Origin of the sequence: Hahella sp. HN01 (assembly GCF_018986435.1) — a bacterium.
GTDB lineage: Bacteria > Pseudomonadota > Gammaproteobacteria > Pseudomonadales > Oleiphilaceae > Hahella.
Map to the genome: position 1 here is coordinate 35,780 of NZ_JAHMIN010000040.1, position 18,030 is coordinate 53,809.

The 18,030-nt window shown below is 57.6% G+C and carries 10 protein-coding genes; 5 read left to right on the top strand and 5 right to left on the bottom strand.

From position 1 onward, the window contains the following. Positions 1-45: 45 nt before the first annotated feature. Together KP814_RS27310 and KP814_RS27315 are read left to right on the top strand one after the other, a co-directional pair. Positions 46-939 (top strand): LysR family transcriptional regulator, encoded by an 894-nt coding sequence (locus tag KP814_RS27310; RefSeq protein ID WP_216739754.1) that lies wholly within the window; start codon positions 46-48, stop codon positions 937-939. 288 nt (positions 940-1,227) lie between these two features. Beyond that, positions 1,228-2,070, top strand: a complete 843-nt coding sequence (locus tag KP814_RS27315) for an immunoglobulin domain-containing protein (protein ID WP_216739755.1) — start codon at positions 1,228-1,230, stop codon at positions 2,068-2,070. A gap of 95 nt (positions 2,071-2,165) precedes the next feature. On the opposite strand, the gene KP814_RS27320 is transcribed toward KP814_RS27315, so the two are convergent. From KP814_RS27320 to KP814_RS27330, 3 genes are all read right to left on the bottom strand, one after another. Beyond that, positions 2,166-3,911 (bottom strand): methyl-accepting chemotaxis protein, encoded by a 1,746-nt coding sequence (locus KP814_RS27320; protein ID WP_216739756.1) that lies wholly within the window; start codon positions 3,909-3,911, stop codon positions 2,166-2,168. 214 nt (positions 3,912-4,125) lie between these two features. Continuing rightward, positions 4,126-4,779, bottom strand: coding sequence for a fumarylacetoacetate hydrolase family protein (locus tag KP814_RS27325; RefSeq protein ID WP_216739757.1), 654 nt, complete (start codon positions 4,777-4,779; stop codon positions 4,126-4,128). 22 nt (positions 4,780-4,801) lie between these two features. After that, on the bottom strand, positions 4,802-6,205 hold the full coding sequence (locus KP814_RS27330; protein WP_216739758.1) for an FAD-binding oxidoreductase: 1,404 nt from the start codon (positions 6,203-6,205) through the stop codon (positions 4,802-4,804). Positions 6,206-6,573: 368 nt separating this feature from the next. Here KP814_RS27330 and serA point away from each other — a divergent pair, with 368 nt between their 5' ends. Continuing rightward, on the top strand, positions 6,574-7,803 hold the full coding sequence (gene serA / locus KP814_RS27335; RefSeq protein ID WP_127972858.1) for a phosphoglycerate dehydrogenase: 1,230 nt from the start codon (positions 6,574-6,576) through the stop codon (positions 7,801-7,803). Positions 7,804-8,111: 308 nt separating this feature from the next. Further along, a complete protein-coding gene (locus KP814_RS27340; protein WP_216739759.1) occupies positions 8,112-8,783 on the top strand; it encodes a response regulator transcription factor in 672 nt (223 codons plus the stop codon). A gap of 51 nt (positions 8,784-8,834) precedes the next feature. Here KP814_RS27340 and KP814_RS33505 read toward each other — a convergent pair whose 3' ends face one another. Then, positions 8,835-10,634, bottom strand: coding sequence for a hybrid sensor histidine kinase/response regulator (locus tag KP814_RS33505; protein ID WP_216739760.1), 1,800 nt, complete (start codon positions 10,632-10,634; stop codon positions 8,835-8,837). A gap of 473 nt (positions 10,635-11,107) precedes the next feature. On the opposite strand from KP814_RS33505, the gene KP814_RS27350 reads away from it, so the two are divergent. Continuing rightward, complete coding sequence (locus KP814_RS27350) at positions 11,108-17,002, top strand: alpha/beta fold hydrolase (protein ID WP_216739761.1); 5,895 nt, start codon at positions 11,108-11,110, stop codon at positions 17,000-17,002. 300 nt (positions 17,003-17,302) lie between these two features. On the opposite strand, the gene KP814_RS27355 is transcribed toward KP814_RS27350, so the two are convergent. Beyond that, a partial coding sequence (locus KP814_RS27355) for a tripartite tricarboxylate transporter permease (protein WP_216739762.1) occupies positions 17,303-18,030 on the bottom strand: 728 nt, incomplete at its 5' end.

Genomic DNA, 18,030 nt, shown 5'->3' on the forward strand with positions numbered 1-18,030 from the left:
TAAATTGCAAAGCCGACCATTTTCCGTCAACGGTAAAATACACCTATGCTCGACGAACTCAAAACCTTCATCAAATGCTGTGAATGCGGCAGCTTCTCCGCCGCCGGCAAGGCGCTGGTGTTATCTCCCTCATCCGTCTCCCGGCAAATCGACAATCTGGAGGCCAAGCTGCAGACCAAGCTTTTCCAGCGCACGACGAGACAGCTTATTCTCAGTGATGAAGGCCACTTTTTCCTCAAGCGTGCGGAAGACATTCTCGCGCTGGTCGACGACACCATTGCATCCTTACGCCAACAGCACAGCGAACCAGAGGGCCGCTTGCGCATTTCAGTGTTCGATAGCTACGGCAGATTACGCATCGCTCCCCTGCTGCCGCAATTCCTCGCGCTTTATCCCAAAGTCAGCATCGACATTGAGCTGGAAAATCAGATGGTGGATCTGTATCGGGACGCCGTGGACATCGCCATACGCATCGGCCCGCCGGAAGACTCACGGCTTAAAGCCAAGAAATTGACCGACGGCCGCACACTGTTATGCGCCAGCCCGGAGTACGTGCAAAGGTTTGGCTCACCACAAACACCCGACGAACTGGCGCAACATAACTGTCTACTGATCAGTCGCGGACGCCGTCAGGCCTGGTGGCACTTTCGCAAGGGCCAGGAGTATCGTCGCGTGCAGGTGCAAGGCTCCATCCGCTCCGCCGGCGGCACGCCGCTACTGGAATGCGCGCTACAAGGCGCGGGGGTCACGCTGCTCACACAATGGTCGATGCAGCCCTATATAGATGAAGGACGTTTACTGCAGTTGCTGCCGCAATGGGACGCCTCGCTCTATGCGGAAAAAAGCGCCGAGATTTATGCGGTCTACATTGATAACCACTACATGCGGCCGGCTATTCGGGCTTTTTTGGACTTTCTTGGCGCTCAAATCCCCCAATAGGGCCCTTCACCGAAAGATAAAAAAACGCCGGCAAGCGACTTTCATCGAATAATACCCTCAATTTTTTCCGTTCCTTCCTCTTCGCGTTCTTTGTCCCCGTGAACTAATCGGCGCCTTTGTCCCAATTAGTTCACATATCCCAAATGGACTATTTCTCAGTTCAAAAAATAGCCAATTTTTTGACGCATTTTTGTACATTTTATGTGCGTTTTACAACTTTTGACTAAAAATTAATCCGTAGAATGGCCCCATCAGTTACGAATCACCATTCATCTGGGGAATAACAACATGACTACTACTACCAAATTTACAGCAAAAGTTTTCAGCGTCATTCTGGCTAGCGGCCTGTTGGCCCAACTGGCTCCCATGGCGGAAGCCGCTTCCTGGAAGCGCTCTAACGACACACAAGTCAGCACTAAGGGTTCCTGGAAAAAGACCACAGACGTCACGACTACTGACACCTCTACTACAAGTAGCTCTACTACTGACACGTCTACGACTAGCACTTCCAGCACTGACAGCTCTACTGCTACGGACACTTCCACAACCACCACTGTTGCGGATACCTCCACCAGCAGCGCGGCCACCACGGAACAACAAACCGTAGCGGTAGACATCAACATTACTTTCCAACCGATGTCTCAGTACGTGTCAGTCAACAACCTGACCACGTTGAACGTCTCCGCCACTGGCAGCGGAACTCTGGCTTACCAATGGCGTAAGAACGGCGTGGCTATCCCAGACGCGGTTAAGTCTTACTACGATATCAGCGCCGCCACCATGGACGACCAGGGGATCTATGATGTCATCGTCTCCAACAGCACAGGCTCCGTGGTCAGCAACAGTGCGCAAGTCACTGTGTTCGTAGACAGAACCGCCAACATGTTCTGGCAGCCGCCCACTACTCGCGAAGACGGCAGCGCGCTAGCTCTGGAAGACATCTCAGGCTACCGCATCTACGTCACTAACGACGCTGGCTCCCTGGAAGCGACTTATAACGTGCCCGCCGGCCAGTACTATCACTACTTCGATAACCTGGAAACCGGCACGCACTACTTCACCATTACCGCCATCGACACCAGCGGTACGGAAAGCGACTTCTCTAATCTGATGAGCAAAACGATCTTCTAAGCCAACGCTTAACAAGATCAGCAAACAAAAAAGCGCAGGCGGATTATCCGCCTGCGCTTTTTTCTGTCGAGCTGTCGAGTTGTCGAGCCGAAGATTTAAAACTTGAAGAGTCCAACCGCCGTGCGGATATCGCTACTGACCTCGTTTAACCTTGATGACATATCCGTGGTGGCTTCCGCCAATCCGTTGATCTCATTGGTTTGACCGCTCAGGTTATCAATGCTGCGGTCAATGCTCTGCACCGCTTCGCACTGCTCCGCCGTCGCCTGGGCCACTTGATGATTCAGCTCATGCATACGCGCCACCGCGTCGGAGATGGCCTCCAGGGCTTTGCGACAGTCATCGATCTTCGCCACGCTGAGCTTGCTCTCGTTCAGGCTGACGCCGATTTCACCTACCGCGCTCTCCGCATCCCGTTGAAGGTTTTGCACCACTTCCTGTATTTCCGTGGTCGATTCATTGGTGCGCTTGGCCAGACTCCGCACCTCATCCGCCACCACCGCGAAACCACGCCCCAACTCGCCGGCCCGAGCCGCTTCAATCGCCGCGTTCAACGCCAGCAAGTTGGTTTGCTCGGAAATGCCGCGAATCACATCCAGCACGCCGCCAATGGACTCGGTGCGCTGCGCCAGTTTGCCAATGACTTCGCTGGCGCTCTGAATGCGGTTGGCAAGGTCTTCGATTGAGCGCACCGACGCCGCCATCGCACTGCGTCCCGCTTCTGTGAGGTCGGTCACCTCTTCCGCAATATGCGCGGCGCTGTCCGTCGTCTCCTGAATGCCTTTTGCCGTCGCGGTCATCTCGTTGGTCGCCGCCGCCACCATGGAGGTTTCCGCCTGTTGCTGATTGACTTGGTCCGCCAGTTTCAAACTGCCGTCAGCCCCTTCCGCCGCCACGCCCTGCAACACTTCGGTCGCCTTGCCGACATCGCTGATCAGGCTGCGGAATTTGAGCAGCATACGGTCAAGGGCCTCAGTGATATCCTGCAATTCATCTGAGTTGTCATAATCGATGGTGCGGGTCAGATCATTCTGCGCTTCGATGTCGGAAATCACCCGAGTCACTTTGCGCACCGGGCGCACGACCGACCAGATGAAGAAAGCGCCCAATAACAGACAGGAGATCACCATAAAACCAAGCCCGACCAGACTCGCCCGACGCGCATCTTCTACGGCGCCGCCAATCGACAAGGCGCCCTCCTGCACCAGACTGCCCTGATGCGCGACCTTATCGGCCGCCGACGCCACGCCTTCCGCCGAGGTTTTCTGCGCCATCTCGTACTCGCCGCGAATCTGGTTCAGCATAGTGATGAATTTAATGGCCTCGCCCCGCGCCCGTTCGCTCATGGACTTACCCATGCTCATGGAGCGCTCCTCGTAGAACCCGAACATTCTCACTGCGAAGCCCTGATACCGGTCCAACGCATCCTGAATCTTTTTGAAACGCTCCTCTCGCTCGGGATCATTCGCAGCCAGATCCGCCAGCATTTTTTTAACCCGACCGTAGGTGGTTTCGCCCAGGCTCAATGAATTGCGGTCCGCCGCCAGAGAGGCGTGGAAAAACCAGTACTGCAACTCGCTCAACAACAACTGCGCCTGGGTAATCGCCGCCACCCTGTCATAGATTTTCTGCTGCTCCCCCATCAACTGGTTCTGCTCACGCACCAACTCGTTCTGCGCGTCAATGCTTTGCAACTGCACAGAGACCGTGTCGGATATTTCGCTGATGCGGAGATTCAAAAAATAGGATGACGTCGCCGAGATAAGAATAAAGACCAGGAACAACAGGATAACGCGCGCCTTAATGGTCATTAACAAGCGCAATGACGTAGGTAACTTCATGACCAACCTCTACAAATTTATTTTTTTGGTGCGTAACCAACTAAGTATAGACGGCGCATGAAGGCTTAACCGGCGCAACTGTAATATGTTGTTGCAGGCGCGGCGACACTGTGAGCGGAGTCAAGCTGCGCCGGGGTTCTGGCGTAAAAGAGGAATCGGTTTACGGAGAGCGAAGAGAACAGGAAAAGGAACGGGCGCAGCGCGCCCTTTCCTATCAAGCGACGGTAGTGGCGACATCCAGACCAAGGGACAAAGACAGCTCCACGCGGTCGCCGGATTGCAGACGACCGACGCCGGCCGGCGTGCCGGTAAGCGCCACATCGCCAGGCATCAGTGTGAAATGCGAGGACATATAGGCCAGGAGAGGCGCTATTGCGGTGATCATGTCCGACGCTTTGCCATCCTGACGCAGCTCGCCGTTCAGATACATGCTGAAATTCAGGTCGGCGAGGTCGTCCTCCGCCGTCACGGAAACGAAATCCGACAACGGGCAGGCGCCGTCAAAGCTCTTGGCGATTTCCCAGGGGAGGCCTTTTTCCTTCAGAGCGGATTGCAGGTCGCGTCGGGTCAGATCCAGAGCCAGGCCAACGCCGATGACGGCGCTGCGCGCCTCCTGTGGGGTCGCGTTTTTCAACGGTTTGCCGATAAGCAGGGCGATTTCCGTTTCATAGTGCACATCCCCCTCCGGAATAACCAGGGGACCCCGCATCTCCACCACCGCAGTACTCGGCTTGATGAACAGAATGGGCGTGGTCGGCACCGGGTTGTTTAACTCCCGGGCGTGCTCGGCGTAATTACGTCCTACGCACACCACTTTACCGATCTGACTCTCAAAATCGCCGCCGCCAATAAAACGCGCCTTGACCATAGCAAACGCTCCGTTTTCCCGTTTAGATATCCAGCACTTTGCCGGGGTTCATCACATTGTTGGGATCAAACGCCACCTTGATCGCCTTCAGGTAAGCGATTTCTTCCGGAGCGCGGGTGTATTGCAGATAGTCCTTTTTCAGCAAGCCCACGCCATGCTCGGCGGAAACGCTGCCTTGATGGCGCTGCACCGTTTCAAACACCTGGGTGTTCACTTCTTCACACTTCGCGAAGAACTCTTCTTTAGCCAGACCTTCCGGCTTCAGAATATTCAAGTGCAGGTTGCCGTCGCCGATGTGGCCGAACCAGATGATCTCGAAATCCGGGTAACGACTGGCGACGATGTCGTCGATTTCAGTCAGGAATTCAGGCACCTTGCTGGGAACGACAGAAATATCGTTCTTGTAAGGCGTGAACTTGGAAATGGTTTCGGAAATATCTTCACGCAGACGCCACAGATTCTTAGCCTGGGTTTCGCTCTGGCTGATGACGCCATCCACCACCCAGCCGTTTTCCATGCACTCTTCGAAAACGCCCATGGCTTCTTCCAGGGTTTCTTCCGTCAGCGATTCAAACTCCAGCAATGCGTAAAACGGCGCTTCCCCTTCGAAAGGAGCCGTCACATCACCGTTAGCCAGCACATGGCGCAACGCTTTGTCGGAGAAAAATTCGAATGCGGTCAGGTCGATGCGGCGGGAGAACGCCTGCAATACATCCATCACGTGATTGAAGTGGCTCAGGCCGAGCACCAGCACCGTGAGGTTTTTAGGCTGACGGGTCAGCTTCATGGTGGCTTCGGTGATAAAGCCCAAAGTGCCTTCGGCGCCAATAAACAGATGGCGCAGATCATAGCCGGTGTTGTTCTTGGCCAGACCTTTGTTGAGTTCGAGAATATCGCCCTTGCCGGTGACCACTTTCAGGCCGGCCACCCAATCGCGGCTCATGCCCCAGCGGATCACCTTGATGCCGCCGGCGTTGGTGGACAGGTTGCCGCCGATCTGGCTGGAGCCGGCGGAGGCGAAATCCACCGGGTAAAACAGTCCCTGCTCCTCGGCGAAGCTCTGCAGTTGCTCGGTAATGACTCCGGCCTGACAGACGACAGTACGGTCGGCGGGATTGAAGTCGCTGACCTTGTTCATGGCGTCGAACGCCACCACCACCTCACCGGAGGCCGCCACCGCGCCGGCGCTCAGCCCCGTGCGGCCGCCTGACGGCACCAGGGCGAAGCCCATTTCATTGGCCGCCAGCACTATCGCCTGCACTTCTTCCGTGGTTTTGGGCAACACGACAGCCACGGGATCGGGCTCGTATTTTTTGGTCCAGTCCTTGCCGTACGCCTGCAAGGAATCCGCGTCCGTCAACACTTTGCCGGAGACGACAATGGCCTTAAGCCTCTCAACGATCTGTTCCGCCGCAACCTTACTCATAGGATTTCTCAACAACACCTTGTAATCAGCGTCCGGAAAACCGCGCCGCCACTGCGCGCGCAGCCTTTTCCCACATGCCGTGGAGAGACATCGGTCAACCGGCGATTTATATGAATATGCGAGTTCAAAAAGCGGCGATTATGGTATCATACGCGCCCTGCGCTGTAGATCCCTGATGCGATTTATGTCTGAATCCGGGGTTTGGTCACCAACAGCAGAGCCCAAAATGCTAAGCGCCAGTGGCGGAGTTTGTCGGCGCCGTTCCCAGCCTGAAAAATAGAATAACGATGGAGGCGGCCCGGGAAGCCTTTCTGTTTAAGAACTTAGCGGCGGAAATAAGTGCGATTACACAAAAGGTCCGAACCGATATGACACAGACGTCCTTAGACAAGAGCAAGATCAAGTTCCTTCTTCTCGAAGGTGTGCACCAGTCTGCGATAGACACCCTGCAAGCGGCTGGCTACACCAATATCGAGTATCACAAGGGCTCCCTGCCCGAACAGGAACTGAAAGAACGCATCGCTGACGCTCACTTCATCGGAATACGCTCCCGCACCCAGCTCACTGAAAGCGTGCTGGAAGAAGCGAAAAAGCTGATTGCGATCGGCTGTTTCTGTATCGGAACCAATCAGGTCGACCTTGACGCAGCGCTGGCGAAAGGCGTCGCCGTCTTCAACGCCCCCTACTCCAATACCCGCTCTGTCGCCGAACTGGTGCTGGCGGAAGCCATTCTGCTGCTGCGCGGCATTCCTGAGAAAAACGCGTCGGCGCACCGCGGCGGCTGGTTGAAACACGCGAAGGACAGCTATGAAATTCGCGGCAAAAACCTGGGCATTGTCGGTTACGGCAGCATCGGCGCGCAGTTGAGCATCATGGCGGAAGCCATGGGGATGAAAGTCTACTTCTACGACGTTTCCACCAAACTGCCCCTGGGCAACGCCACACAAGTGGACAGCCTGAAAGAGTTGCTGGCCATCAGCGACATCGTCACGCTGCACGTGCCGGAAACTCACAGCACCAAAGACATGATGGGCGCAGCGGAATTCGAGGCGATGAAGGACAAGAGCATCTTCATCAACGCTTCCCGCGGCACTGTGGTGGATATCGACGCCCTGGCGGACGCGTTGCGCGCCAAGAAGCTGCTCGGCGCCGCGATCGACGTATTCCCGGTGGAGCCTCGCTCCAATGACGAAGAGTTCGTCTCTCCCCTGCGCGAGTTCGACAACGTCATTCTGACGCCTCATGTCGGCGGCAGCACCATGGAAGCCCAGGAAAACATCGGTCGCGAAGTCGGCGAGAAGCTGGCCAAGTACAGCGACACCGGCGCCACCGTAACATCCGTCAACTTCCCGGAAGTGTCTCTGCCTTCGCATCCGCAGAACCATCGCTTGCTGCACATCCACGAAAACGTGCCGGGCGTGCTGTCCGAGATCAACAGCGTGTTCTCCGACAACGGCATCAACATCTGCGGTCAGTACCTGCAGACCAACGATAAAGTCGGTTATGTGGTCGTGGACGTGAACAAGGATTACAGCGATCTGGCGCTGCAAAAACTCAAGTCCGTCAAAGGCACCATTCGCTGCCGCGTGTTGTTCTAAGCATCCCGTACAGCGAAACTCGACGCCGCTCGCACTGATCATGTGATCGAAACGGGGGCGTCAAAAAAACGGGCGCGGTGGATAACCATCGCGCCCTAGCTTCTTCTCAGAGAGATGACTGTCAGTCCCCACCCGTCGTATCTCCTGTCTCAGCTTCAGTTATACGCCTCCCACTCCCCTCCGACTATCCACAGTCCCGCCTAAACCAAAGTTTAGGGCCAAAGAAATGTCGATTTTATTGTTGCGCTGGGCCAGCATTACTACACTGGAAATCAAGGCGTATACGCGATTTTGCCAAGGGGAAAAACATGGAAAGCACTCATTGCGCTGACGTTCGCGCCCTTCTGGTCGATGACCACCCGATAGTGATTGACGCACTCTCCACTTCGTTGCTGGCGTTGAAGCTGTGTAACTGGATCGACAAGGCCAACACATTGGCGGAAGCCAAGGAAAAACTGGCTAACAATGTGGAATTCAGCCTGGTGTTGCTTGATCTGCACTTGTCCGACGCCGAGGGCATACACGCCATGATGACCTTGCGGGAAACCTATCCCGACGTTCCCATCATCATCTTCTCCGGCGATGACTCCACCGACACCATCGCCAAGGCGTTTGAGTATGGCGTACGCGGCTACGTGCCAAAGAACTCGCCTGTGGAAGTGGTGGTGAGCGCAGTCAAAGTCGTACTCGCCGGCAGTTGCTACATCCCGCCCCACGCGATCCGCATGTTGGGTTTTGAACCAGCGGCGGGAACCGTGGCCATCGGCAATACCGCCGTCGAGTCCCGCCCCTATTTCTCCCCCCGCCAGGAGCAGGTGTTTCACTATTTGCTGGAAGGCATGCCCAACAAGGTGATCGCCGCGCGTCTGGATATGGCGGAAGGCACGGTGAAAACCCATATGAACACCATATTCAGAGCGTTGGGGGTGCGTAATCGGGCGCAGGCGATTCTGAAGGCGAGGCAGCTGGGCGTCATCTAAAGCGCTCAGTCGCCCTTGATGGGGCGCCCAGTGGGGCGCCTAGTGGGATGCCTAGTGGGGCGCGACGGACTCTATCCAGGTTTGCAATTGATGTGAAGAGATGGGTTTGGTGAGAAAGCTGAACCCACTTTCCTGTAGTTCTCTTACTCGCTCAGGCTGCACATTGCCGGACACCAGCAGCATCTTTTCCTTCGGCATCTGCAGGGACAGACTATCGGCGATATCCAGCCCATCCTCGCCTTTGTCCAGCATGTCGTCGAGTATCAGCGCGTCCGGCCAGCCCTGGCTGCGATGGCGCAGCGCCAGCAGTTCGTCCTTGTTGGCGACGATTTCGTAGCGGCATCCCCAGGCGTCGAATTGAAAAGAGAGCGCCGACCTCACCAATGGATCGTCCTCCACCAGCCAGACATTAAGATCAATGAAGGCATTGTCCGGGGCCTCTATGTCGCGAAGGCTGGGCGCGATACAGGCATATTCCGCCAGGGGCGCGTAAAAGGAAAAGCGCGAGCCCTTGCCCGGCGAAGACTGCACAGTCAACCCCGCATCAAGAATTTCATTGATGCGGCGTACGATGGCCAACCCCATACCGATGCCCTTGTCCCGATTGCGGCTGGGATTATTGAGCTGCACAAAGTCTTCAAAGATGCGCACCTGGTCGTCACGCTCAATTCCCGGTCCCGTGTCGCTGATAGTGAACGTCACTCGACGTCCATCCACCGCCGCATCCACGCTGACTTCGCCTTTGTGGGTGTAACGGATGGCGTTGGAAATCAGGTTATTGAGCAGTCGGCTCAGCAGCTCCAGATCGGAATAGAGACTGACCCGCGTATAACTGCAGCGCCAGGCCAGACCTTTAGCCTGACACAATGGCTGAAATTCCGCCTCCAGAGGCCGCATGACTTCCTCCAGCGACAGCGCCTTCATATTGGGTTGAAACTTGCCGGCTTCGAAGCGCGACAGGTCCAGCAGGTTGTTGAACAGCGTGCGCAGCACTTCAATCGCCTGCCGCTGTTTGCTGACGATTTCCTGCGCCGTCTCCCCCAAAGGCTGATACGACAGCGTGTCCGTCAACAGTGACACCGCGTATAAGGGCTGGCGCAGATCGTGACTGGCCGCCGCCATGAAATAGGTTTTGGCTTTATTCGCTTCCTGCGCCGCCGCCAACGCCTCTTCGGCTTTTTTGCGCTCCGCCTCGACTTTGTTCAGCAACGCGCTCTTTTCAAAACGCATGGCGACGCTTTCCGCAAAAGTGCGGCTGCTGCGGCGCACCGAACTGATCATTAACAGCGTCAGGGTCGCCAAAGGCGCGGCGATGCGCAGTTCGTCCACCCCCTGCAGGGACCAGTACAGAATCGGCTGCCCCATCAACAGGGGAATGGACAACAGGAAGGAGCGGTAATCGGACGCCAGATTCACCATGGCCCCCACTCCGTACAGGCTGATGGCCAGGGTCATGAAAAACGCGACATTGTCCGTCTCCACCGCGCCAACGGTCCAAATGCCCGTGCCGACCAGCGCCTGATTGAAAAGGCTGCTGCGCAACAAGCGTCTGTCGCTGTGCAGCATCTCCTGAAAGGTCATGCTGTCCAGCTGGCGCATAATCTGACGACTGATCTGCAGGCGCAGAACTTGCGCCGCCGCGACAGGGCCCACCCACAGCAATATGCGCGACAGGGGCGCCTGATCCCATAACATGAATAGAAAGATCGCCATGATAAGAAACACGCCCTGCACTGCAGGAAGCGTCTGCTGGCATCGGATTTTGACGGATTCGATCAGATGGGCGCGCTCAAACTCCTCCGGCGCCGTCCCTAAGCGACTGGAATCCTTAGCTTTATGCTCTTGTCTCACCTTGCTCTCCGGGCTGGGTTGAGAACGCTTCTCATCGGTGGATGAGCGTCACGCCACGCTCTCTTTTAATCTTAGATGAGTTTGATTACCGCGCGGCGATTCAATTTCAGTTTAACAGCAGAATTTTCGACGCTTGCAAGTAAACCTAGGTTTAGGCCCCTCGTTTATTCCTTTCTGTGTATTCAACCTGTATTTTGTTCAAAAAATAACCAAACCGAATTTTCATTGCTATTCTGATTCAAGCAGTCCTCTAACAATAACGACCCGATCGACAGACAAGCCGAACGCCATCCCCTTGTCGGTCAACATGTTGTCGGTCAATACAATGCGTGCAACGCATTGGCGTAGCCCATCACCCTGGAACCAGAGCGGCGCAGTCCGACGCTCCCTTGCGCCCGGACATCGCAGTCAAAACGCCGCCGAACGGACATCAACCTCATAACAAGTCCTTTGCTAGGGAAGGAGTTCCGGCCATGCACTTTCATCTTTCCGAACCATTCGAAAGCCTGATAAAAGATGCGCTCCCAGAAACGCGGGTCCACGATACCGATGTATTGATTATCGGCTCCGGCTATGGCGGCTCCATCGCCGCCATGCAACTGGCGGGGGGCAAGTCTTCCGGAGACAATGCCGGTGGCGCGACAGTGACAGTGTTGGAACGGGGCAAGGAATACCGTCCTGGGGATTTCCCGGAAGCCTTGGGGGATATTCCCGGCCATATGCAATTACTCAAATCCGGCTCCACCCGCCCGATTGGCTATGCCGACGCGCTCTATGATTTCCGCATTGGTAAAGAGGTGGATGTGCTGGTGGGCTGCGGGCTCGGCGGCGGGTCGCTGATCAACGCCAACGTGGCCCTGGAGCCAGAGGCGGATACATTGGCGCAGGCCGCCTGGCCGCGTGAGTTTCGGGAGCACCCTGGACTGCTGCAAGCGCACTTTAAAAGAGTGCGTCACTTGCTGGGAGTCCGCGATCAGGATCAAACCGCCCGCGACAGGCTATGCCGTCTCCCCAAGTTTCAGGCGCTGACCAGACTCGCCAACGCAATTGACGCGTCAGTGGAAACAGCGCCATTGACCATCAGCATGCGTCCTGGCGCCAACGCCGTCGGTGTTGAGCAGCCGGGCTGCAATCTCTGCGGCAACTGTGTTTCCGGATGCAATCAGGGCGCAAAGAATACCCTGGCCATGAACCTCATTCCGTTGGCTAAAGCCCGTGGGGCCAGATTTTACACTGGCGCCACCGTGCTCACTCTGGAGCCTATTGTCTCTTCTGCTACGGATAATACGACCGGGCCAAACGGGCGTCGTTGGCGGGTGCGGGTACGACGCACCGCTACGGAAAAGAACAGTCTGTCCGACGAGGTATTCTGGGTTGAAGCCGCCACCGTCATCCTGGCGGCGGGGGCGCTGGGAAGCACGGAAATTCTGTTACGGTCGCAGAATTCCGGCCGTTTGCAGCTCTCCGACAGGCTGGGCAAGCGCTTTTCCACCAACGGCGACGGTTTCGCCATGAGCTATGGACAGGCGAACCCGGTCATGGCGATCGGCAAGCCTGACGAATCTCTGCAAGCCGGCGAGGAGTCCTGCGTCGGCCCAACCATTACCGGCGTATCCCGCCCGCTGGCTCGCCATCCCGAAACCGGCGCAGAAGTACGTTTGACCTTGGAGGACGGCTCTGCGCCCTATGGCGTGGCGCGCCTTTTCGGCGAAATCGCCACCACCGGCGCGCAACTGAACCGTCTCACCGACATGACCTTGCCCGCCTGGTTTCTCAACGCGAGTAAAAACGGCATATTCAAAGATCCTCTGGCGCACCACAACGACGCCATGGACCGATCGCAAATCCTCCTGATCATGGGAGATGACGGCGCCGCCGGCGGCCTTTCCCTGCGCGCCAGCGATAACCCCGCACAACAGGCTGACACAGACTACTCCCGCATTCGCGTCGATTGGCCCAAGGCGGCGGAGAACCCCTGCCTGACCGCGGCTGACGCCCTGCTGCGCAGCCAGGACAGAAAAGAAGGCTTCGACGGCGGCCAGTACGTCCCTAACCCTCTTTGGAAAACCCTGCCGGATGACGCCTCTACCGTTATGAGCGGCAAGCTTCCCGGCGGTCGCGTCATCACTGTGCACCCGCTGGGTGGCTGCGCCATGGGCGACGGTCCCGACACCGGGGTCGTCAACCATTACGGCCAGGTCTTCAAAGCCGATCCAAGCGCCAGGAATACGGACGCACCCGCTTTGCATGAGGGGCTATATGTGCTGGATGGCTCCATCCTGCCGACCGCTCTGGGGGTCAATCCGTTCCTGACCATATCCGCGTTGTCTCTTCGGGCCGCAGAGGCGATTCAGGAACAACATGACTGGCTTGCGCCAACGCAGGAACAGGTCAGTCCTGAGCTGGCGCAAGCCATCTCTCCAGTAAAACAGTCCGCGTCTACCACGGCGGCCAAGCCCAGCCCCACAGTGACGCTGAGCATCAGCGAGCAGATGTTCGGCCGTTTGCAGGCGCAGGAAGTCAACGCTCGTCTGCCCGACTGGATAGAAAGCTGGATCAAACAGTGGGCCGAAGCGCTCCCCACTGAGGCCCAACCCGCCAGTGGCGTCGCTGCGCGTCTTACCGGTGATCAGGGCCTGATCTTCAAGGTGGAAACACAGATAGAAGATCTGCATGACTGGTTGCAGAAACCCGGAGAGGAGCTGAAAGCGACGGCGAAGCTGTACCTGAATCCGCTCAGCGCGGAGCAAACCGCCAAAATGCACACTTACGGTCTGCCTCCGGAGCTGTTGCAAGGCGCGATTCCCATCGCTGTCGGCGAAGGCGTAGTGCGCCTGCTGCACTGCGATGAACCCGGTCCGCTGACCACCGCCTGGCGCGGCGCGCAGGCCCTCAACGCTTATCGCACCCGCCGCCAATCTTTGTCCGGCTTCGCCTTGCGTCAGCTCAAACAGCGCCTGAGTCGCTGGGATTCAGACGCTTCGCTGAAGGAGCCGGCGCCAGGGCTGTTCAAACAAATCAAAGGCTTCTGGACCGTCGCCAAGCATCATGCGCAATATCGTCGCATGAGTTACAACTTCCAGTTCACCCCTAATACCAACGGCTCGCGCACGCCTCATTTCAAAAACATGCCTGGGGAGATCATTCACCTGCGCGGAGAAAAGCTGCTGGCCTGGAAGAACGGCGTTCCCAGGCTCTGGCGCGCCCTGACCAATCTTCCCATCGAGCTGTCCCACCAGCGCTATGGCGACGCTGTGTCGGGCTCCCTGTACGTGGACATGGAGTACATGTCGGAAAGGGGGCTGGCTCAGGTGGTCAAATCGCCCAATCTGCCGGAGTCCGCCATGGCGGCGGCGGGCCTGGGCATGCTGTTTCTGCGCTGCTTGCTGCAAACCCAGTTCTGGGATTTTGGCTCGCCCCATTATCCTGACAAGCCCATCGCTTCCAATCCGCATCCCCGGGCGTTACGCGTATCGGATAACCGGGTGATCAGCCCGCAGCGCGCGGAACTCAGCGTCCCCTTGAATGACGCCTCCTCGGTGCAGATCGGTATTGTTCTGACCCGCTATCCGCAAACCAACACACAGCGGCCGGGACAACCGGTGCTGCTCATTCATGGGCTCGCCCAGGGCAGTCTGATTTATTGCTCTGAGGCCATCCCCGAGAACATGGCGGTTTATCTATGGCGGGCCGGCTTCGATGTGTGGCTGCTGGATTATCGACTCAGCAACGCCCTTCCCACGCCGGCGCCCCTGCAGGGCTGGAGTATTGAAGAAATCGCCCGCTACGATATACCCGCCGCGGTGCGCCATATTCACCGGGTCAATCCGGGTAAGATCAACCTGTTCGCCCATTGCGTCGGCGCCACCGCCACCACCATGGCCATACTCAAAGGCTGGCTGGACGATCCCGCCGATTCCTTTATCGGACGGGTGGCCTTCAATGCAATCCATCCCTGGATCATCCCTTCCCCGGTCAATCGCAGCCGCGCCAAGCTAGGCAGTTTCCTGCGCGACTCGGTGAATGACGCTCAGCTCAACCCCATCCCACAACCTGACCCCAGCGCCTTCGACTCCATGTTCGATCGTCTGGCGTTCTCTTTCGCACGCCTGGGCGAGCTGCAGGAGGCGGAAGAAGGCAGAGCGCGCAACGGCGGCGAGCTGCATACACACAGCGACCATGCGCCCGATGGCGGCGTGGAAATATCCCAGGGCATCTGCGACAAAATGAGCTTTCTGTACGGCCGCATGTGGCGACACGATCAGATTTCTCCCGCCACCCACAAAGCTTTTCAGGACATGCTGGGGCAAGCTCCCGGCGCCGTCTATCGGCATCTGTATTACTTCGCCCAGCAACAGCGGGTGACCTCCCGGGACGGCGAAAACACCTTTCTCACCCCCTCTGCGGTGCGCAAACACTGGGGTTATCCCACCCTGTTCATCCATGGCGAGCAAAGCAAGGTATTCAATCCGCAATCCGCCACCCGTTCCGCCATCCGGCTCAGTGAAATGCTGAAAGGCAGTCCATCCGCGCCGCCTGTGCTGTTGAAGCGGGTACCACATTTCGGCCACATGGATGTCATCCTGGCGCAGAACGCTTACAAGGACGCTTTTCCCAGTCTGCGCGCCTTTTTCAGCGAAGATGTAGGGTGTCTGCGCCACTCCGCCGGGGACCGCATTGAATTTCACCATCAACTGTTCGACAGCTATCGCCCCGCGGATGACTTGCATGCGGTAAGCGCCAACCTGTTCAGCGCCGGACCGATCATCCGCGGCGCCTGGCTGGATAGCGCTGGGATTGGCCGCCCGCGCATGGTGCTGCGTTTGTGGGCGGAGCTTTCCGATCTGGCGGATCTGGCCGACGCCCAGGCGACGCCGACACGACGTCTGGCGCTGGAAGGCGCGGAGTTGATTCAATGTCAGTTCTGCTCCGCCAATGATCCGCATCACTTGTTGCTGGATGTGGCGGTGAAAGTCGATCCGGGACAGGAACGTGAGGTGCGCATCCGCTTCAGCCTGACCCAGCGCCAGTTTGATCCAGAAACCCAGCTGGCACTGTCGCAGACATTGCATATCCCCGCCTCCGCTGGCTGGCTGCGGCGTTTGCGCGAGCTTTGCCTGCATCGCGGCGTCAGCCCCGCCATGCGCTTTCTGGTTGGCTCCTGCCGCTATCCGGGCGCGGTGCTGGAACGGGATCTCGCCGATCAGGCGTTCGTCGGTATGGGACGTCAGGTCAGAGGCGACGCCCAACTGCCTGGCGCAGATTCCGTCTTTTTTATCGGAGATCAGATATACGCAGACGCCACCGCCGAGGCGTTCGATAACACCGCCCTGAAAGAGCGCTACATCACGCGCTACCGGGAGGCGTTCAACTCGCCCAATATGCGCAAACTGCTGCAACTGGCGCCCGTTCACTTCACGGTGGATGACCATGAGTTCAGCGACGATTGCTCTGGGCGCCCTCCCCAATTGGACGCTCACCTGAAGGAGCGCGAACGCTTTGACTTCGCCCTGCGCGCCGCCCGCAGTTTTCAATGCAGCGGACGCCAGCCGGACGCCGCGCTCTGGTATCCCCAGGGCGTTAGCGCGGCTCGGGAATTCGACTGTCCGATCTTCGTCATGGACACCCGCACCGAACGGCGACTACGCAGCGCTGGCGCCGTCGGCGCGCAAGCGGAAATGATCGACGCGCCCCAATTCGCCGCCCTGTCCAATTGGCTGTCCGAGGCGCAACGGCTGACGCCGGAACGACCTAAATTTATCTTTTCCGGCAGCGTGATTGCGCCAGTGGAAAAACGCCTCACACAGTACCCTGACCTGTGGCGCAACCACGACAGCTGGTGCGGCTATCCTCATACCCTGGCGGCGGTAATGGGGCTAATCTACGAGCGGCAGATCGCTAACGTCATTTTCGTCGGCGGCGACCAGCATTTATGCGCCCTGGCGCGCATGACTCTGGCCAACCCAGCGGATCAGGCGGTATCGAACCGCAAGCCCGTGACGGTATGGCAGATCGTGTCGTCCGGTCTGTACGCGCCACTGCCCTTCGCCAACGCCAATCCCCGGGATTTCGAGTGGGAAAAACCCAGCATCGTGCCCATGCACGGCTCGCAGTTACAACTGCAGGCGGAAGCGCGCTTGTTGCGGGCGGATAAATCCCAGTTCGTGCGCGTGGACGCCATCCCTGCGGGAGAGTGCTGGACACTGGAAGTCCGCGTATGCGATCCCGAAGGTTTCGTAGCGCCAGTGGCGCAACCAACGGCGCTGAAAGATGGCGAACTGGCGGACGACGACAAAACCTGGCGCATCCGGCTGACGGCCAATGTCGAGGCGGAACCGGGCAAACCCGTGCGTCCAGAACCTGCGTAATCAGGACACTCAATCAGCGACAAGGAATGTAAATAAATGCAGACGTGAAGGGATAGAGAGGTGAAAAAATAAGGGCAAAGGGAAATAGGAAAAGAGAAAGAGAAAGAGAAAGAAAAGAGTAAAGAAAGGCTGCGACGGCAAAAATCGGGGGCCGCGCAGCCAAGGCAATGGAAACTATGACTTTAACAGGAGGAGAGCGGGCATAGTTTCCACACCGAGGAAAAAGGGTCTTTCGACCCGAAAATGGGACCAAGACTTACAATCAAATCTCAGTTGCGCGCCCGTCCCTGGACGCAAGGGTCAATCGGCGGTCACCGCCTCGTCCACTTCGTGATCGACGCCTTTCATGCGCTTGCGCAGAATCGGCCCGATAACGTAGGGAGCGATTAGACCCACTCCAGCGACAATCCAAAGCGTGATGGACAGACCGCTGCTCCAAAGGATGCTCCAGTCGCCGTCCGACAACGTCATGGCGTGACGCAGGTTTTTCTCCATCTCCGGCCCCAGCAAAGTTCCAAGAATGACAGGAACCAGTGGGATCTCGACCTTGCGTAGAACATAGCCGAGCACGCCGAAGAAAATCATAAAGTACAGATCAAACACGCTGTGACTGATTGAATAGACGCCTACAAAAGCGACCATGGTGACAATCGGCAACAGGTATTTAGGCGGCACCGACAGCAGTTTCACAAACACGCCGACCAGCGGAATGTTGAGCAACAGCAGCATCAGGTTACCGATCAACAGCGCGGCGATAACGCCCCAGACAATGTCGCCATGCTGCTGGAACATCAGCGGGCCTGGGGTGATGTTCATGGAAATCAGCATCGCCAGTAGAACCGCGGTGGTGCCGCTGCCGGGTACGCCCAGGGTCAGCATGGGCACCAGCGCGCCATTGGCGGCGGCGTTGTTGCCCGCTTCCGGCGCAGCCACGCCGCGAGGGTCGCCTTCGCCGAACTTGGCCTTCTTGCCCAGAATGCGTTTTTCCAGGGTATAGCTGACGAAGCTGCCCAAAGAGGCGCCGGCGC